The 15,574-nt window shown below is 44.7% G+C and carries 11 protein-coding genes; 3 read left to right on the top strand and 8 right to left on the bottom strand.

Translation table 11 applies throughout. From position 1 onward, the window contains the following. Positions 1–35: 35 nt before the first annotated feature. The 5 genes from V7K36_RS24440 to V7K36_RS24420 all read right to left on the bottom strand — a co-directional run bounded on the left by V7K36_RS24440 (position 36) and on the right by V7K36_RS24420 (position 7,009). Positions 36–1,112, bottom strand: coding sequence for a serine/threonine-protein kinase (locus V7K36_RS24440; protein WP_335120116.1), 1,077 nt, complete (start codon positions 1,110–1,112; stop codon positions 36–38). A 441-nt stretch (positions 1,113–1,553) separates the two neighbouring features. Further along, positions 1,554–3,788: a glycoside hydrolase gene (locus V7K36_RS24435; protein WP_335120115.1), complete on the bottom strand. Its 2,235-nt coding sequence runs from the start codon at positions 3,786–3,788 to the stop codon at positions 1,554–1,556. A 78-nt stretch (positions 3,789–3,866) separates the two neighbouring features. Next, on the bottom strand, positions 3,867–4,097 hold the full coding sequence (locus tag V7K36_RS24430) for a NifU family protein (RefSeq protein WP_012408256.1): 231 nt from the start codon (positions 4,095–4,097) through the stop codon (positions 3,867–3,869). A gap of 739 nt (positions 4,098–4,836) precedes the next feature. Continuing rightward, positions 4,837–6,600, bottom strand: coding sequence for a sensor histidine kinase (locus tag V7K36_RS24425; protein WP_335120113.1), 1,764 nt, complete (start codon positions 6,598–6,600; stop codon positions 4,837–4,839). A gap of 172 nt (positions 6,601–6,772) precedes the next feature. Then, complete coding sequence (locus V7K36_RS24420; protein WP_334831150.1) at positions 6,773–7,009, bottom strand: hypothetical protein; 237 nt, start codon at positions 7,007–7,009, stop codon at positions 6,773–6,775. A 570-nt stretch (positions 7,010–7,579) separates the two neighbouring features. Here V7K36_RS24420 and lepA point away from each other — a divergent pair. The 3 genes from lepA (at position 7,580) to V7K36_RS24405 (ending at position 12,725) form a co-directional block, all read left to right on the top strand. Then, complete coding sequence (lepA, locus tag V7K36_RS24415) at positions 7,580–9,388, top strand: translation elongation factor 4 (protein ID WP_335120112.1); 1,809 nt, start codon at positions 7,580–7,582, stop codon at positions 9,386–9,388. A 716-nt stretch (positions 9,389–10,104) separates the two neighbouring features. Further along, positions 10,105–11,427 carry a D-alanyl-D-alanine carboxypeptidase gene (locus V7K36_RS24410; RefSeq protein WP_335120110.1) on the top strand — a complete coding sequence of 441 codons (1,323 nt, stop codon included), beginning with the start codon at positions 10,105–10,107 and terminating at the stop codon, positions 11,425–11,427. Between the two features lie 80 nt (positions 11,428–11,507). Beyond that, positions 11,508–12,725 carry an HhoA/HhoB/HtrA family serine endopeptidase gene (locus V7K36_RS24405; RefSeq protein WP_335120264.1) on the top strand — a complete coding sequence of 406 codons (1,218 nt, stop codon included), beginning with the start codon at positions 11,508–11,510 and terminating at the stop codon, positions 12,723–12,725. 356 nt (positions 12,726–13,081) lie between these two features. Here the strand turns inward: V7K36_RS24405 and V7K36_RS24400 are convergent, their stop codons facing one another. The 3 genes from V7K36_RS24400 to V7K36_RS24390 form a co-directional block, all read right to left on the bottom strand. Then, a complete protein-coding gene (locus V7K36_RS24400) occupies positions 13,082–13,984 on the bottom strand; it encodes an MBL fold metallo-hydrolase (protein WP_335120108.1) in 903 nt (300 codons plus the stop codon). Positions 13,985–13,995: 11 nt separating this feature from the next. Then, entirely contained in the window at positions 13,996–14,379 is a 384-nt protein-coding gene (panD, locus tag V7K36_RS24395) for an aspartate 1-decarboxylase (RefSeq protein WP_335120106.1), read from the bottom strand. A 160-nt stretch (positions 14,380–14,539) separates the two neighbouring features. Continuing rightward, entirely contained in the window at positions 14,540–15,052 is a 513-nt protein-coding gene (locus tag V7K36_RS24390; RefSeq protein WP_334831161.1) for an inorganic diphosphatase, read from the bottom strand. Positions 15,053–15,574 lie beyond the last annotated feature (522 nt).

The following is a 15,574-nucleotide window of genomic DNA, read 5'->3' as shown; positions in this document are numbered from 1 at the left end:
ATCAATCAGGCTTCAACTTAACTTTACGACCTCGTTTATTTTAGCCTTCCTCTCCATTTCCGAATAGCACTAGCAGTTCTGGCGGCAGGTGACACGTATACGTCAGGATTTTCGTGAGAATTTTCCTGAGAATTTTCGTGTTGTGTAATACTTTTATTATTTAATTTTTGGGTAGATTTTTGGGTAGTTAGACAGTCAGCCAAAGTAGGCAGATAGCTTAGATTACCTAATGCTTTCATCACTTCATCGGCAGTCTTAAACCGATCATTTAACGCAACTTTCACCATTTTTCCTAAAATCTGGGCGAAACTGTAGCTAATATTTACCTCTTTTTGCCAGCAGATCTCACCAGTATTCGCGTCATACTCAAATTCTAAAGGACTTTTCGCAGTCAACATATAAATACAAGTTACACCCAGTGCATAAATATCAGTGGCATAAACTGGACGTAGAGAAAACTGTTCTGGTGGTGCAAATCCCCTAGTTCCAATAAAATTGGTGTTTGCAGCTTGATTGATTGAGTTTTCACAAACATCAATTAATTGCTCTTTCACCGCCCCAAAATCAATCAGCACTACCCGCCCGTCATACTGACACCGCAATAAATTCTGGGGCTTAATATCCCGATGAATTACTTGATGTTTATGAATATACTGTAATACAGGTAATAATTCTTGTAAAAATTGTTTAACTGAGGCTTCACTTTTGATCCCAGTTTGCCTCACTTCTCGTGCCAAAGTCAAACCCGGCACGTATTCTTGAATTAAAAAAAACTCCCCATTCGATTGAAAGTAGTCTAATAGCATGGGGATTTGCGAATGACTACCGAGTTTACCCAAGGTTCTTGCTTCTTTTTCAAAGCGCATACACGCCCTTTGCCAACTTTGAGGATTAGTCACTTTCGGGCAAAGCTGTTTAATCACACACAGGGGATTCCCAGGTAATATGGCATTTTTCGCTAAAAACGTGATCCCAAAACCACCCCGACCCAAAATTTGTAATATTTCATAGCGATCGCGAAACAGTTGCTTGGAACCAGACATCTGGCCAAGTTGAGTTTGCTGTGAAATGCTCTCTTGAGAATTTGTAATTTTTTGAGAAAAGCGATGCATTAGTATCGGATATATGCTCTGCAATGCCTCTAAATTCTACGACAAATATTCATTGGCAATAGTAAGATTACTGAATCTTTGCCAAATCATTAAGGTCTTTCAAAAAGTAAAAATAAATTTATGTAGAATTTACGCATTGACAAGAAATATTAAATATGATATCAAAAATCTTTACAACAGATGAATCTGCTATAGGGGCGTACAAATTTTATTGGCATCAACTTAAGCCCAAACCCCTTTAAAACCTCGTTTTCAGCCAGAGGCTGGAAATGCACCTCAATTGCGGCTCTGCCGCCAGTAAGGGAGGCGGAGCCTCAACGACGCGCATTCCCAGTCTGAGACTGGGAACGAGATCAGAGATAATCTCTAAAACCTTGTTCTAGCAGGCTTTTTTTTGAAGTTGACACCAATGGACAGATGTACGCCCCTACTAGCTATTTTCTAAGGCACCTCAATAGGAATCAAAGCATTTTCTGGCAAGTAGTTGCAAAAATGCCCTTCATCTGCAAGCACCAAAATCAAACGCAGGGGATAATCTGGCGGAACTTGCAAGTCTGCCCACGGTACTGCTAACTCTAAACAATTATTTAAAGCTACTTGAGCGCGACTGAAACGGGGATGCCATTGATGATTGTCTCCAGCTTCCCGAAACTGAATCGATTGCGTCAGTAAGTTAACTTCTAGAAGATGGTGGAAAAGGTAATTAAGTGGGGCTGCATCTGGTACATCTGCCAAGGGAACTGGACTGTTGACCATTGTTTTTTCTGGATAGAACCACAGCAAATTCAACTCTGCTGGCAAATCCTGCCCTGGTGTAGCGCCACTTTTAAAATCTAGCCGCAAATAGAAATTCAGGTGATCCACCCCATACCAAAGTCGCTGGATGACACTGCTATTGTGCATCGTCCCCCGCGCCCCGCCGATTTCTATGCGTCCAGCTTTGTTCCAATCTTGTTCATCACCCTTACCATCAATGACGGGATGAATAAACCCTTGTGGGGCGTGGTTTGTCTGTGCTTGGTGGATTTCCACTGGTTGCTTGAGATATGGCGGTACAGGTTCATTTAATGCCTTGTAAATGCCAAACAAGTGTTCTCGAAACAACCGATCAAAGATGGCATCCTGATTTGAAGAGTGTCCTGCACCAAACCACCAGAACCAGTCCGAACCCTCTGCGGCATACAATGCTTCCCAGGCTTCTGGGTTGTTTTCTTCCGTCGCTTCGGGATGACTTGCGAGCATTTCCCTGGCTGCTGTCAAGTAATCCCAAGCACGATTTTTGGCGCGATCGCCGATCCAAGTGGTGAAGTTGCCATCCACCCAAGAACCACTATGTAGTTGCTCTCCGGGAATGGTGGCTGTGGCGGGAAATTCTTCCAGAAATTCGGAGACAGTGACCAGTTTGAGGCGGGGTTCGTCGCTCAAACTTTGATACAAAGCTTCTAGGAAGGGTTTGCCGTCTTCGGGATAAAATTCCCAGCAATTCTCTCCATCCAAAGCGATAGTAACTAGCCAAGGTTGTTCACTTTGACTGTCTCTTTGCATTTTAGCGATCGCTTGCAAATGTCCCACTAAATCTGCTGCTGCCTGTTTTGCTGGCATGGCGCTGTAGGTAAAGCCAATCAAATCTGATAATCTGTGGTCACGAAACACAATTGACAAATCACCCTCTGCGGTTTGCAGGCGATACGGTTGGTACAACAGTTCTGGTTGCTGCACATTCCCCGCTCCATCCCGATGAAAAAAGTGTTTCAGTGTCCATCCCAAGACGGCTTCATCTGAGCATATCCACTTAAATCCTTGGTTAATAATATATGGTAGTACCTCTGGACTTACTGACTGTTCGGAAGGCCACAAACCACGAGGTATCTGTCCAAAGCGGTCTTTATAAAAGTTCCAAGCTTTCCGCAAGTGGCGGGGGATATCTTCTGCCCACTGAAATCGCTGCTGAGGTAGTGTCATATTGGGCACAGCTACCCGACCTGAGTTAGTATCAGCTAGCAAGGGCAAAATCGGGTGAGTGTAAGGAGTGGTAGTAACTTCCAGCTGCCCCGCCTCCTGCATTTTCCGATGTTGGGGGATAATGCGGCTGAGGATTTCTCGCTGTTTGGAATAAATGCGCTGGCGATCGCTTAAAGTAAAATTCCGACCCTGTTTTAACCAAGCAGCAATTTGTGGGTCATCCCAAAACAGAGGATCGATCCAAGCCAGATTATGCCAAGCTAGCAAATCACCATAATCTGGCAATTCCCAATTTGCCAAACACCAAGCTTGCCCTTTTTCCTGCCTTTGCTGGTACAACTCGGCATAGCGGGGATGAGGGTCAATCAGAGTGTGGTGATTGGCATCGAAAAAGTGTTGGATAATGAATTCGCGCTGTTGCTGGGTGAGTTGTTCATCTGGTGTCAAGCTGGCTGTCAGATAAGGGTCCAAAGCAGTCCCAGCAATATAATCTTCGAGTTGCAATATCAGCGATGGGACTAAATTTACAGTTTGGTGTAACTTAGGATACCGCTCTAAGAGCAATACCAAATCCAAATAATCTTTAGTCCCATGCAAACGTACCCAAGGCAGACGGTAGTGCTGACTAGGAGATAGCGAAACGTCGCTACCAGGAGATTTGTACAGTGGCTGATGTTGATGCCAGATAAAAGCAATGTAGAGAGGATGGGACATAGGAATAGTTAGGAGTTAAGAATGAGGAGTTAGGAGTTGAGTGAGAACTTCTAACTCCTAACTTCTAACTCCTCACTTTTACACCACTTGCTCAATTTCCGCAATTTCAGGAATCATTTCCTTTAGGCGGCGTTCAATACCCATTCTCAGGGTCATTGCAGAACTGGGGCATGAACCACAAGCACCTTGCAACCGCAGTTTCACAACAGGACCATCGAGTTCTACGAGTTCCACATTGCCGCCATCAGACATGAGATAAGGGCGCATTTCATCTAAGACTGTTTCAACGTTGTCAATTGTGAGTTCCATAGTTTAGACCAGGTAAGTTAATGATGGGCATTGGGCAAAACAGTTCCGAGCTCTTCTTTTCCGTTAGCGGTAGCGGGGCGTTTAGCCCGTTCCGAGTAAAGAAGTGAGATTCCCCACTCAGCACTTAGCACTCAAAACTCAGCACTAATGAGGGGCATTGGGAATGGGGCATGGGGCATGGGGCATAGGGCATTGGGCATTGAATAATAATGATCCCTGTGCCAGATGCGCCGTTACTCATTAACCATTATCCAAAATTTTATTTTCTAGCTTTGTTAAATCGATCCTAGACGCAATTGCAGCTAGTTTGTCAGTTGTTTAATTAACATTTGGCATTTGTGTTCACACGCGCAGCGCTTTTACTACACACTTATCTAGAAGCTAGATATTAGAGTAACTGAACTCAGTAGTGCTGCGATCGCCATCTTGATAGTCATGCACAACCTGTTTGGTGATTAAATAAGACGCTTGCTGTTGTTTGATCTCTCATCGTAATTACTTTGACTTCACTGATATTTATTTAGTTTAGTCCAATTTTCCTTAAGGGCATACCTCACAGCTTGGTTGGGAACAAGCTATGTTTTGGGTATTACTGGTTTATTTGCGATCGCATAGCAACTTTTACGGCAACTTTATCATTATTTAATAATAAAAAGCTATAAACACAGGCATAACTAATTAACCTGTCTGATTTCATTATCTGTAAAAGGATTTACGAAACCTGGTTATTAAAGAGCCTTTAACCGATAGAATCTGAGTCGCTATCAATAGATGAAACCATAACAGGTTGTTGATATAGTGGCACTGTAAATGTGACTGTTGAGCCGAGTCCTTCGCCCAGACTATAAAAATGTACCTCACCGCCCATTGCCTCCACTAGCTTCTGGGATATTGCCAGTCCTAAACCTGTACCGCCATAGTGGCGAGTGCGGGAGCCATCCACCTGAGAGAATAATTGAAACAGTTTATCTTGTTTGTCCAAAGAAACACCGATGCCAGTGTCTGCCACCCGGACTCTCACCATGCCAGGAAATTGCTGACATTGAAAGTTCGGCTTCGCTTTTTTGAGTACTAAATCAGCGCTGACGGTGATACCACCTTCATGGGTAAATTTGATGGCATTACCTACCAAATTGAGCATAACTTGTAGCAACCGTTGGTAGTTGCTTTGGACAATAATTTCATCGGAGATAGCAGGCATTTGCATTCGGAAGCTGAGGTTTCTCATTTCTGCTTGGGGACGCATGAAATTTTCTACAGCACTGAATAGCTCATCTAGCTTGACTGGAGCGTAAACTAGCTCCATTTTACCAGCTTCGATTTTGGCAATGTCCAAAATATCGTTGATGATATTCAGCAGATGTATCGATAAGTGGTGAGCTTCTGCCAAAAATTGGTTTTGTTCTTCTGGGTCATCTGCCATCCCTTCTAAAATCAGCTTCAAGAAGCCAATCATGCCGTTGAGGGGGGTACGAATTTCATGGGATACATTAGCCAGAAACTCGCTTTTGAGGCGGGAAGCTTCTTCGGCTTTTTGACGCGCTGCTTCTAATTCTTTATATAAAGTAGCATGTGCGATCGCAGTTCCCAATTGATCTGCTGCTTCTTTTGCCAGTTCTAATTCCGATTCTGTTAATATATAGCATTCATCCTGCCAATTCAAGGCAACCAATCCATTGGCCTGGTCTTGATAGCAAGTCGCAACCACCAAAGTTTTCTGCCGCCCAGACTCCGTGTATCCAGGCACTTCCATCACAACTGGTTCTAGGGTTGCCAAGACTTGAGCAAAGGCAGGATCAGAAGCTATGTCTATTTCTAAGCCAAGCATTGATTTGAGTTCTGGCTGGCGATATTCAGCCTTCACCTCCACTTTTGAGCTTGAAGGCTGATAAGGACAAATAACGCAGCGCTCTAGTCGCAGTGCTTTACCCAAACTGTCAACTGTTTGCTGCCAAATAATATCTAAATCCAATGTCCGCCGAATATTTCTGGTAATCCGATTTATCAGTTTTTGGTGTTGCTGTGAACGTAAAGCCAACTCTATTTGTGTGGGCGTTTTTGATGCCACACGCACTTGTTTTTTGTTGAGTGTCGCTTGCACTAACCGTCCCATCACTAAAACTGTAGTGGCAGACATTCCCAAACTCGGCATAATCGGAGTAATCACTAAGTCCAACTCAAATAATTCCTGGTGGTAGCTAAACCAACACTGAAACCTTTCAGGCACCAAACTGATCAAAATTCGGTGCAATCGTTCCAAATAAGTAACCTTATCCACTGGGGCAAAGGTTTGGATTTGGTTCAGATCGTCAACTATTTTTTCGGTATTTAACCCCAGGAGTTCGCTGTGCTGCCAACAAAAGGTCAGATAGCGCCCTGCCCCATCTTGCGTATACACCAATTCGGCTCCTAGAGTTGGTAATGAGCCATCAGTTTTACTGGTAATAGATTCCAGATTTTGGGAAAATACATTCGGCAATTGGGAATTGGCAGTAATAATCATTAATTGAGTTGGATAAACAAAGGGTATCCGACCGTAATTTTACTAAAGCTGCTAAAATTTTCGCATAAATTTTTACAGCTTTTTTGTTTTTTATTGTGTATTTCTTGGTGTTTTGAAATCTGAATTGGCAAACTTCACTTTTTTAAGTTGTATTGACAAATGACTGATGGCGTTAATCGTTCCATTCACCGCGAGGAGGAACAGGGGTACGCACAGGGGTGCGCGTCAATTCATCATCCCTGAGGATTTCACCTCGCAACCACTGGCGAATCGCCACCTCAATCACTTTACTTGGGTCATTAGTGAGATGCTGAATTTGCTCTAGTAACTTGGAGTCTAGGCGGACAGCAATTTCTACCTTTTCGGCTCCTGTGTTTTCCGCTTCGGTAGTTTTCTCTTGCATATTCATAGGTTTATATACTCTGAATTGGTTTTGTCTAAAGCTTTGTGAAGTAGTTGTATTGATCATTTGGGCTAATTCACTGAAAAACCTTCAAGGGCACAATTACATGGTTCCCCAAAATAGCACTAAAGTAACAGCCTTAAGTTTCAAATCACATTTTTCATATAACTGACTAAACAATGGCTCTAGAACTTTTGTCGGTAAATCGGCGATTATGGGTAATTACGAGTTGCAATTGCCCATTATCCCTACATGATCCCGACATGTACTTATTTACATTCATTGTACGCTCCTAGCTGTTGAATACTAGCAGCGACAAATAGACTTTTATAATATTCTTAAAAGTCCACCTATTTAGATCGAAAGTTAAAGGTGGGGTAAAGAGGGGCAGGGGGCAGGGGGAGAAGAATAATTGCTAACTTATAACTCCAAACTCCTAACTCCCCACTCGGAACTCGGAACTCGGAACTCGGAACTAGGAACTAAAAGCCAGGAGCGTCTTGGCTAAGAAAGCATTAAAATACATTAAGTAAATTGCTCTTTTAACTTTGGTTGCTGCTAAGGCAAAGATAGTATATGACTGACGTTCCCGCAGTTCGCATTCGCAATTTTTGTATTATTGCTCACATCGACCACGGGAAATCAACCCTCGCCGATCGCTTGTTGCAAGCCACTGGTACTGTTGAAGACCGACAGATGAAGGAACAGTTTCTCGACAATATGGATCTGGAACGGGAGCGCGGCATTACAATTAAGCTGCAAGCTGCCCGGATGAACTACACAGCTAAGGATGGTCAGCAGTATGTGCTGAATTTAATTGATACCCCTGGACATGTGGATTTCTCTTATGAAGTCTCCCGCTCTCTTGTTGCTTGTGAAGGAGCGCTATTGGTAGTAGATGCGTCCCAAGGTGTGGAGGCGCAAACTTTGGCAAATGTATATTTAGCGTTAGAGAGTAACCTGGAAATTATCCCGGTTTTGAATAAAATCGATTTGCCAGGGGCAGAACCAGAACGGGTAATTGGCGAGATTGAAGAAATTATCGGTCTAGATTGCAGTGGGGCGATTCTGGCCTCTGCTAAAGAAGGAATTGGTATTGCTGAGATTTTAGAAGCAGTTGTCGAGCGGATACCGCCACCACCCAATACGATAAACGAACGCTTACGAGCGTTAATATTTGATAGCTATTACGACAGCTACCGGGGAGTAATTGTGTATTTCCGGGTGATGGATGGCACCGTGAGAAAAGGCGATCGCATCCATTTAATGGCATCCGGTAAAGAATTTGAAATTGATGAGTTAGGTGTCCTTTCTCCGACGCAAAAGCAAGTTGAAGAACTGCACGCTGGGGAAGTAGGCTATTTGGGAGCGGCAATTAGAGCTGTAGCTGATGCCAGGGTAGGAGACACAATTACCCTAAGTAAGGCGAAAGCAGAGTCAGCCTTACCAGGTTATGCAGAAGCAAACCCGATGGTTTATTGTGGGATGTTCCCCATTGATGCTGACCAATTTGAAGACTTGCGGGAAGCCCTGGAAAAGCTTGAACTCAACGATGCGGCGCTGCACTATGAACCAGAAACTTCGAGCGCGATGGGGTTTGGTTTCCGTTGCGGGTTCTTAGGCTTGCTGCACATGGAAATTGTCCAGGAACGTCTAGAGCGAGAGTATAACCTAGATTTAATCATTACAGCCCCCTCGGTGGTTTATAAGGTAATTACCCTGAAAGGTGAGGAACTGTACATCGATAATCCCAGCCGCTTACCTTCTCCCAACGATCGCGAGAAAATTGAAGAACCCTACGTCCAAGTAGAGATGATTACGCCGGAAACCTATGTGGGCAGCTTGATGGAGTTGTCACAAAATCGCCGTGGCATCTTTAAAGATATGAAATATCTCACCCAAGGACGAACCACGCTTACCTATGAGCTACCCTTGGCGGAAGTTGTGACTGACTTTTTTGATCAGATGAAGTCGCGATCGCGCGGTTATGCCAGCATGGAATATCACCTCATTGGCTACCGTGAAAATCCTCTGGTGAAGCTGGATATCATGATTAACGGCGATCCGGTGGATTCTTTGGCGATGATTGTGCATCGAGATAAAGCTTATAACGTCGGGCGGTCAATGGCAGAAAAACTCAAGGAACTAATTCCCCGCCATCAATTTAAAGTGCCAATTCAAGCGTCTATTGGCAGTAAAGTTATTGCCAGCGAACACATTCCCGCCTTGCGGAAAGATGTGCTAGCCAAGTGCTACGGTGGTGACATCAGCCGGAAGAAGAAACTATTACAGAAGCAAGCAAAAGGTAAAAAGCGGATGAAATCTGTGGGTACTGTGGACGTACCCCAGGAAGCGTTTATGGCAGTACTGCGCTTGGATCAATAATTAAACCAATATTTAGACGCTCCAGGATGAGCTAACGCTGCGCTATCACCCACTCTACAGAATTCATCCTGAATTCTGATGCCTCGGCGGAGTGTCTCCGGCTCCGCTCCTGAATTCTTCTGATAAAAACCTATAATCTCTCAGGCTAGTCTGGGGGGTTAGGTTTTTGATTACAAGCGACGAAAACAATATAATTCACCCTACTTACAGATGAGAAAAACAGCAGTTATTATGATGGCTCAATACTGATTATTGTGAACTACCTACACCGACCTTGCCGTACGGTGTAGGCTTCCCAATTCATCGGCAATAGCCTCTAGCTCTCCGTAGTTCTATTGGTCTTACATTCCCTCCAAGGGCAGGAGTCCTGGTTCCCAAGACCCAAATTTTTTTCTTGCAACATATACCTGAAAGCTCGTGGTTTTCGCTTATGGTATCGATGGCCAAGACGTTTCTATCATATCGAACAAATGTTTCGTTTCGTCGTCGTAGTCTTAGAAAGTTTTCGCTGCGCTCAAATGTGGTCAGACTACACTCTTCAACTCACTCGCAATTCATGAGGCAGCGTGGGAACAGAGGGTTTCCCCCATGAGCGACTGCCATCTCAACACTGACCCTATCGGCTTGCTGTGTGAGCCTTCTTGCTGTTTTAGGTAAAAAAGCTTGTATATTGGCACAGGAAACAACGTATTAGAATCCTAACAGAGGAATAAAACATGCTGGAATTATTGGGTTCAGGTTTGGTGTCGCTCTGGCTGCAAATGGCCGGAGTACAAATCAAGCCACTAGATGCCTTAGATGCATTGACTTGGCAAAGTAGCCCTGGCTTAGTTCTTGCCCCTGATCCCAATCCAGCTGGGGCGACTACGGTGCAGGAATATCTGAAAAAGCTGATCACATCAAAAGTGGTGGCCCCAAATCTGGCTGAAAGTCAGGGAATTTGGATGCAATCGGGGCCGATGCTGATGGCAAATCACCAAGGTACAACACCTCTGCCTGCTGCCTCCTTAACCAAAATTGCCACGACATTAGTTGCTTTGAAAACTTGGGGGCCAGATTACCAATTTGATACTTTGGTCAGCGTCACTGGGCCAGTGGTAAATGGGGTTGTGCAGGGCGATTTGGTGATTACAGGCCGTGGCGATCCTTTGTTTGTTTGGGAAGAAGCGATCGCTCTTGGTAATACTCTCAATAAAATGGGCATCAAGCAGGTAAAGGGAAATTTGATCATTACTGGCAGTTTTGCCATGAATTTCCAACGTCAGCCGATGCTAGCGGGTCTGATGCTCAAGCAAACACTAAATCGTGCCACTTGGGGCCGCCCAGCTATTTACACGTACTCAATTATGCCCAAGGGAACGCCCAAACCTCAAGTTGTGATTGCAGGTGGGGTGAAGGTTGAAGCCCAACCAAACGCTCAACAAACTTTGTTACTGCGTCATCGCTCCTTGCCCTTGAAGCAACTAATCAAGGAAATGAACGTTTACAGTAACAATGATATGGCAGAGATGCTGGCAGACTCAGTAGGGGGAGCAAATGTGGTGCAATCAACCGCCGCCAGCCTTGCGAGGGTGCCACAAATGGAAATTCAGTTAATTAATGGTTCTGGACTGAGCCCCCAAAATCGCATTTCCCCCAGGGCTATCTGTGCCATGCTCATGGCTATTCAAGTTGAGGCATCTACCCATCAACTAAATCTAGCTGACTTGTTCCTGATGTCTGGATTTGATCACCGAGGGACACTGCACTCCAGACACATTCCCCTTGCTACTGTGATCAAAACTGGTACCCTCCGGGATGTGAGCGCTTTAGCGGGAGTGATGCCCACACGCGATCGCGGTTTAGTTTGGTTTGCGATTATCAACCGGGGGACAAATCTCTCGGGTTTGCGGACTGGACAAGACCAACTATTGCAAAGTGTTGTCAAACAATTACAAGTATCTCCAACCGTTCCTGCTGCCCTCACTCCCCACTCAGTTATCAACTCTTTACCCCCGCTAGGCGCAACCAGTCGGAATGAAATCTTGTTCAAAAGTTAGTTTATCTTGGTAAAAATAACTATATATAGATTTGTCACGACTAAGCAACAATTAGGCTTATAAGAATGTTGGCTGTGATTATGCGATTTCCCAAAATATCCCGATCTCTACGTCAACTTAGTACTCATGTTTTAGCGATCGCGCTCGGAGTTGTACTAATGGTTAGTACATTGCAGGTGTTGCCCTCCCAAGCCGAACCAGCACCCAGAGTCACTGCTGGAGATACTTCAAAACTAGCTCTCCAACGGCAATCACCAGCTACTGCTGCCATCGGTAGCAGTAGCTTTGTCACAGCAGCAGTGAATCGTGTGGGCACAGCAGTTGTCCGAATTGATACTGAGCGGACAATTACTCGTCGCGTTGATCAATTTTCGGAAGACCCCTTTTTCCGTCGGTTTTTTGGTGACGGTTTCTCCCAACAGATGCCTTCTGAGCAGCAGTTGCGCGGTCTAGGCTCAGGTTTCATTATTGACAAGAGCGGGTTAGTTCTGACTAATGCTCATGTGGTCGATAAGGCTGATAAAGTAACAGTCCGGCTCAAAGATGGCCGCACCTTTGAAGGGAAAGTTCAAGGTATTGATGAAGTCACAGATTTGGCAGTAGTCAAGATTAATGCTGGTAACGATTTGCCAGTTGCGCCCTTGGGTTCTTCCAGTAATGTCCAAGTAGGAGACTGGGCGATCGCAGTTGGTAATCCTTTAGGATTTGATAACACCGTTACCTTGGGAATTATCAGTACCCTCAAACGCTCCAGCGCCCAAGTCGGTATTAATGATAAACGCTTAGACTTTATTCAGACAGACGCCGCCATTAACCCTGGTAACTCTGGCGGGCCACTATTAAATGGTCAAGGTGAAGTGATTGGAATTAACACAGCCATTCGTCCTGACGCGATGGGTATTGGGTTTGCCATTCCCATTGATAAAGCCAAAGCGATCGCCGCGCAACTGCAACGTGATGGTAAAGTTGCTCACCCGTATTTAGGCGTGCAAATGCTAACTTTGACACCCGATCTTGCCAAGGAAAATAACATCGATCCCAACTCTCCTATTCAGATACCAGAAATTAATGGTGTTTTTGTGATGCGAGTTGTCCCCAATTCTCCCGCCGCATCTGCGGGTATCCGGCGCGGGGATGTAATTCTTCAAATTGATGGTAAAGCTATTACCAGTGCTGAACAATTGCAGAACTTTGTGGAAGACAGTCGTCTTGGTCAAGTATTACAGGTGAAAGTCCAACGGGGTAATCAGACACAGCAGCTTTCAATCCGCACAGCCGAATTGCAAAATGCTTCGTAGAGCCGCACATCTGTTACTGGTGTCAACTTAAGCTGAAAGCCAGTCTAGAAAAGCTTTCTCTCGTTCCCAGCCTCTGGCTGGGAATGCCCACTGTGAGGCTCCGCCTCGTTTACTAGCGGCAGCAGTTGCCGTAATCATTAAAGCATCTGTCTTAGCTAACCCCGCGTAATGCTGAAATAATATTATGTCCGTTTGATTGCTTATTAAACCCGAAGAACCCTACCCCGCCAAAGCTGTGCTTTGTCTCCCCTCCCGAAGAGCTCTTAGGGGTTGGGGGTGGGGTTCATTTTATTATGGGTAATTTGGCGGACATGAAATAACATCTTGGGCTGAGTGATACCGAAATTTACCTTAAATCACTTACCAACAGTTAAAACTAGACCTTCATGGGCTAACATTGCTTGAGGAAAAGCAGATTTAATATCGACTTGAACCCGGTCAAGAAAATCATCATGGTCATCTGGGTGATGATGAGAAATGACTAGCCGTTGGATGCCAGCATTCAGAGCTGCATTCACCGCAGCTTGCCAGAGTAAATCAGCAGAGTCATGATTGTGAGAGGTAGGAGGAGTGTAAGTGGCATTGGCAATCAACAAATCAACGCCTTTAATAAATTGTAAAATCCGCTCTCGCTCCACTTGATCTGCATTCTGGTGCAAATCCGTGACATAAGCAACACTATACTCTTGCCAACTAACTCGGTAGCCAACTGAGCGCTGAGTTTGATTGATTAATGCGGTTGTAATGGTGACATCATCTAGCTTTACTTCAGTGTCTGGAGTCAGATTGTAAAACTGCAATTCCGACTGCATTACCTGTAAAGGGTAAGGAAAGTGTGGCTGGAGCATCTGGTCATACAGACATTGTTTGATTGAGGCTCCATTTGAGGCAGCTGTGCCGTAAATGTGAAAACAATTTTCCCCAATAAATGCGGGAGCGAAAAAGGGAAACCCTTGAATCCGATTTGCTTGGCAGTTGGTAAAAAATAAATGGGCTTCTAATGGCTGTTGCAGTTGTTGCCAAGTTTTACCCAGTATGCGTAAGCCCGTACCGCCATCAAAAATCAGGCGTTTCCCAGCTATATGTATTTCTACACAAGCGGTATTACCACCATAACGGTTGGTGTTGCTACTTGGGGTGGGAATCAAACCTCTTACACCCCAGAATTGCAGGAGAAATTCACTTGCTGGACTACTTGGCATGGTAGCTGACTTTTGAGGTATGTAGCTTTGGGAACCCGACAACTCAAAATTTGGCATTTTCCTTGAAATTAGACCTTACCGAGCAGGTCATCGTAGCGCCGCACTTCCAACAGCCTGTTTTTTTCGTCCACAATGACTACCGTAGGAGAGTAACTTTTTAACTCTTCTGGAGTGAACTGCCCGTAAGTCATTATAATCAAGCGATCGCCAATAATGCCCAGACGTGCCGCACCCCCATTTAATTCAATGACTCCTGAATGGGCTGGAGCCGGGATCGCATAGGTAATAAAGCGCTGACCGTTGGCACTATTAACTACTTGCACCTGCTCATAGGGTAAGATACCAGCTTTTTCCAAAAGGATTTCATCAATGCTGATACTACCCACGTAGTTGATATTTGCCCCTGTGAGGGTGCAGTTATGAATTTTTGCCAAAAGGAGAGTACGCTGCATTCTGGTTTGGGATTAGTGGCAGTTTTTGCGATCCGTAACAAGCGAAAGTTATTAGAGTGAGGAGTTAGGATTGAGTGAGGAGTTAGGAATAAAAATTCATAACTCTTAACTCCTGTACAGACGCAATTAATCGTGTCTCTTCTAACTCCTAACTCTTCTATTATCCTCTATAAGCTTTGACGGATTTTTCTACTAAAGCTGCAACCTTGTCCACATCTTGCCAACCGAGAATTTCAGTCACCTTTTTTTCCAAATTTTTATAACTACGGAAAAATTCGGCAATTTCATCTAAGCGGTGTGGCGCTAGGTCTTTCAGTGATTTTACTTGAGTGTAGCGCGGATCTTTGTCAGGAACACAAAGGATTTTCTCATCGCGATCGCCACCGTCAATCATCTCCAAAAAGCCAATCGGTCGTGCGGCAATAACACAGCCTGGAAAGGTTGGCTCGTCAATGATCACCATACCATCTAGGGGATCGCCATCTTCAGCCAAAGTATTGGGTACAAAGCCGTAGTCATAGGGATATTGTACCGAAGAATAAAGTACTCGGTCTAGAGCAAAAGCTTCTAGTTCCTTGTCGTATTCGTATTTATTTTTACTTCCGCCAGTAATTTCAATCAGAACGTTGATTAGACCCGGTTTCGGTTGGGCAGGAATACGAGATAAATCCACAAAAAACTCCTCCGGTAACAATGAATCATGGGGACACTCAGCTTCGCTCCCCGTGTAGAATTTTAGGGCAATATGGATCTCTTCCCAAAGTATTCATTAGACCTCTTGCATAAATCAAAAATAAGAACCCCACCCCGCCAAAGCTACGCTTTGTCTCCCCTCCCCGATTGCGGCTACGGTGTACACACAAGTCATCGAATTACCCAAAACAAAATAAAAACCTCACCCTGTCCTATCTTTAATCCCTCTCCTTAGTAAGGAGAGGGACAGGTTTTGCACAAGCAAAACCAGGGTGAGGTTTCTTTGGAGTATTCGATATAAGCGTAAATTGCTTCAAGAAAGACTTGTGTGTACACGGTAGCCGCTTGCGGGGAGGGGTGTTAAGGACTTTTGCAAGAGGTATATTCTATGGGATGGGGCATTGGGCATGGGGCATTGGGCATTGGGAAGTGCGATTCGTTCAGTCTAAACCTGAGAAGGAGGACGGCTGGCTTCGGTTGAGTAACCCATTCCAGGGTAGAG

This window comes from Nostoc sp. (genome assembly GCF_036919555.1).
Classification (GTDB): Bacteria; Cyanobacteriota; Cyanobacteriia; order Cyanobacteriales; family Nostocaceae; genus Nostoc.
The sequence above is the reverse complement of the archived record's forward strand: the minus strand, read 5'-3'. Positions and strand labels throughout refer to the sequence as shown.

Excerpts from the sequence above, each read along its gene's own strand:
- panD (WP_335120106.1), bottom strand. The coding sequence starts at position 14,379 with ATGCAGCGTACTCTCCTTTTGGCAAAAATTCATAACTGCACCCTCACA.
- V7K36_RS24430 (WP_012408256.1), bottom strand. The coding sequence starts at position 4,097 with ATGGAACTCACAATTGACAACGTTGAAACAGTCTTAGATGAAATGCGC.
- V7K36_RS24435 (WP_335120115.1), bottom strand. The coding sequence starts at position 3,788 with ATGTCCCATCCTCTCTACATTGCTTTTATCTGGCATCAACATCAGCCA.
- V7K36_RS24400 (WP_335120108.1), bottom strand. The coding sequence starts at position 13,984 with ATGCCAAATTTTGAGTTGTCGGGTTCCCAAAGCTACATACCTCAAAAG.
- lepA (WP_335120112.1), top strand. The coding sequence starts at position 7,580 with ATGACTGACGTTCCCGCAGTTCGCATTCGCAATTTTTGTATTATTGCT.
- V7K36_RS24405 (WP_335120264.1), top strand. The coding sequence starts at position 11,508 with ATGCGATTTCCCAAAATATCCCGATCTCTACGTCAACTTAGTACTCAT.
- V7K36_RS24440 (WP_335120116.1), bottom strand. The coding sequence starts at position 1,112 with ATGCATCGCTTTTCTCAAAAAATTACAAATTCTCAAGAGAGCATTTCA.
- V7K36_RS24425 (WP_335120113.1), bottom strand. The coding sequence starts at position 6,600 with ATGATTATTACTGCCAATTCCCAATTGCCGAATGTATTTTCCCAAAAT.
- V7K36_RS24420 (WP_334831150.1), bottom strand. The coding sequence starts at position 7,009 with ATGAATATGCAAGAGAAAACTACCGAAGCGGAAAACACAGGAGCCGAA.
- V7K36_RS24410 (WP_335120110.1), top strand. The coding sequence starts at position 10,105 with ATGCTGGAATTATTGGGTTCAGGTTTGGTGTCGCTCTGGCTGCAAATG.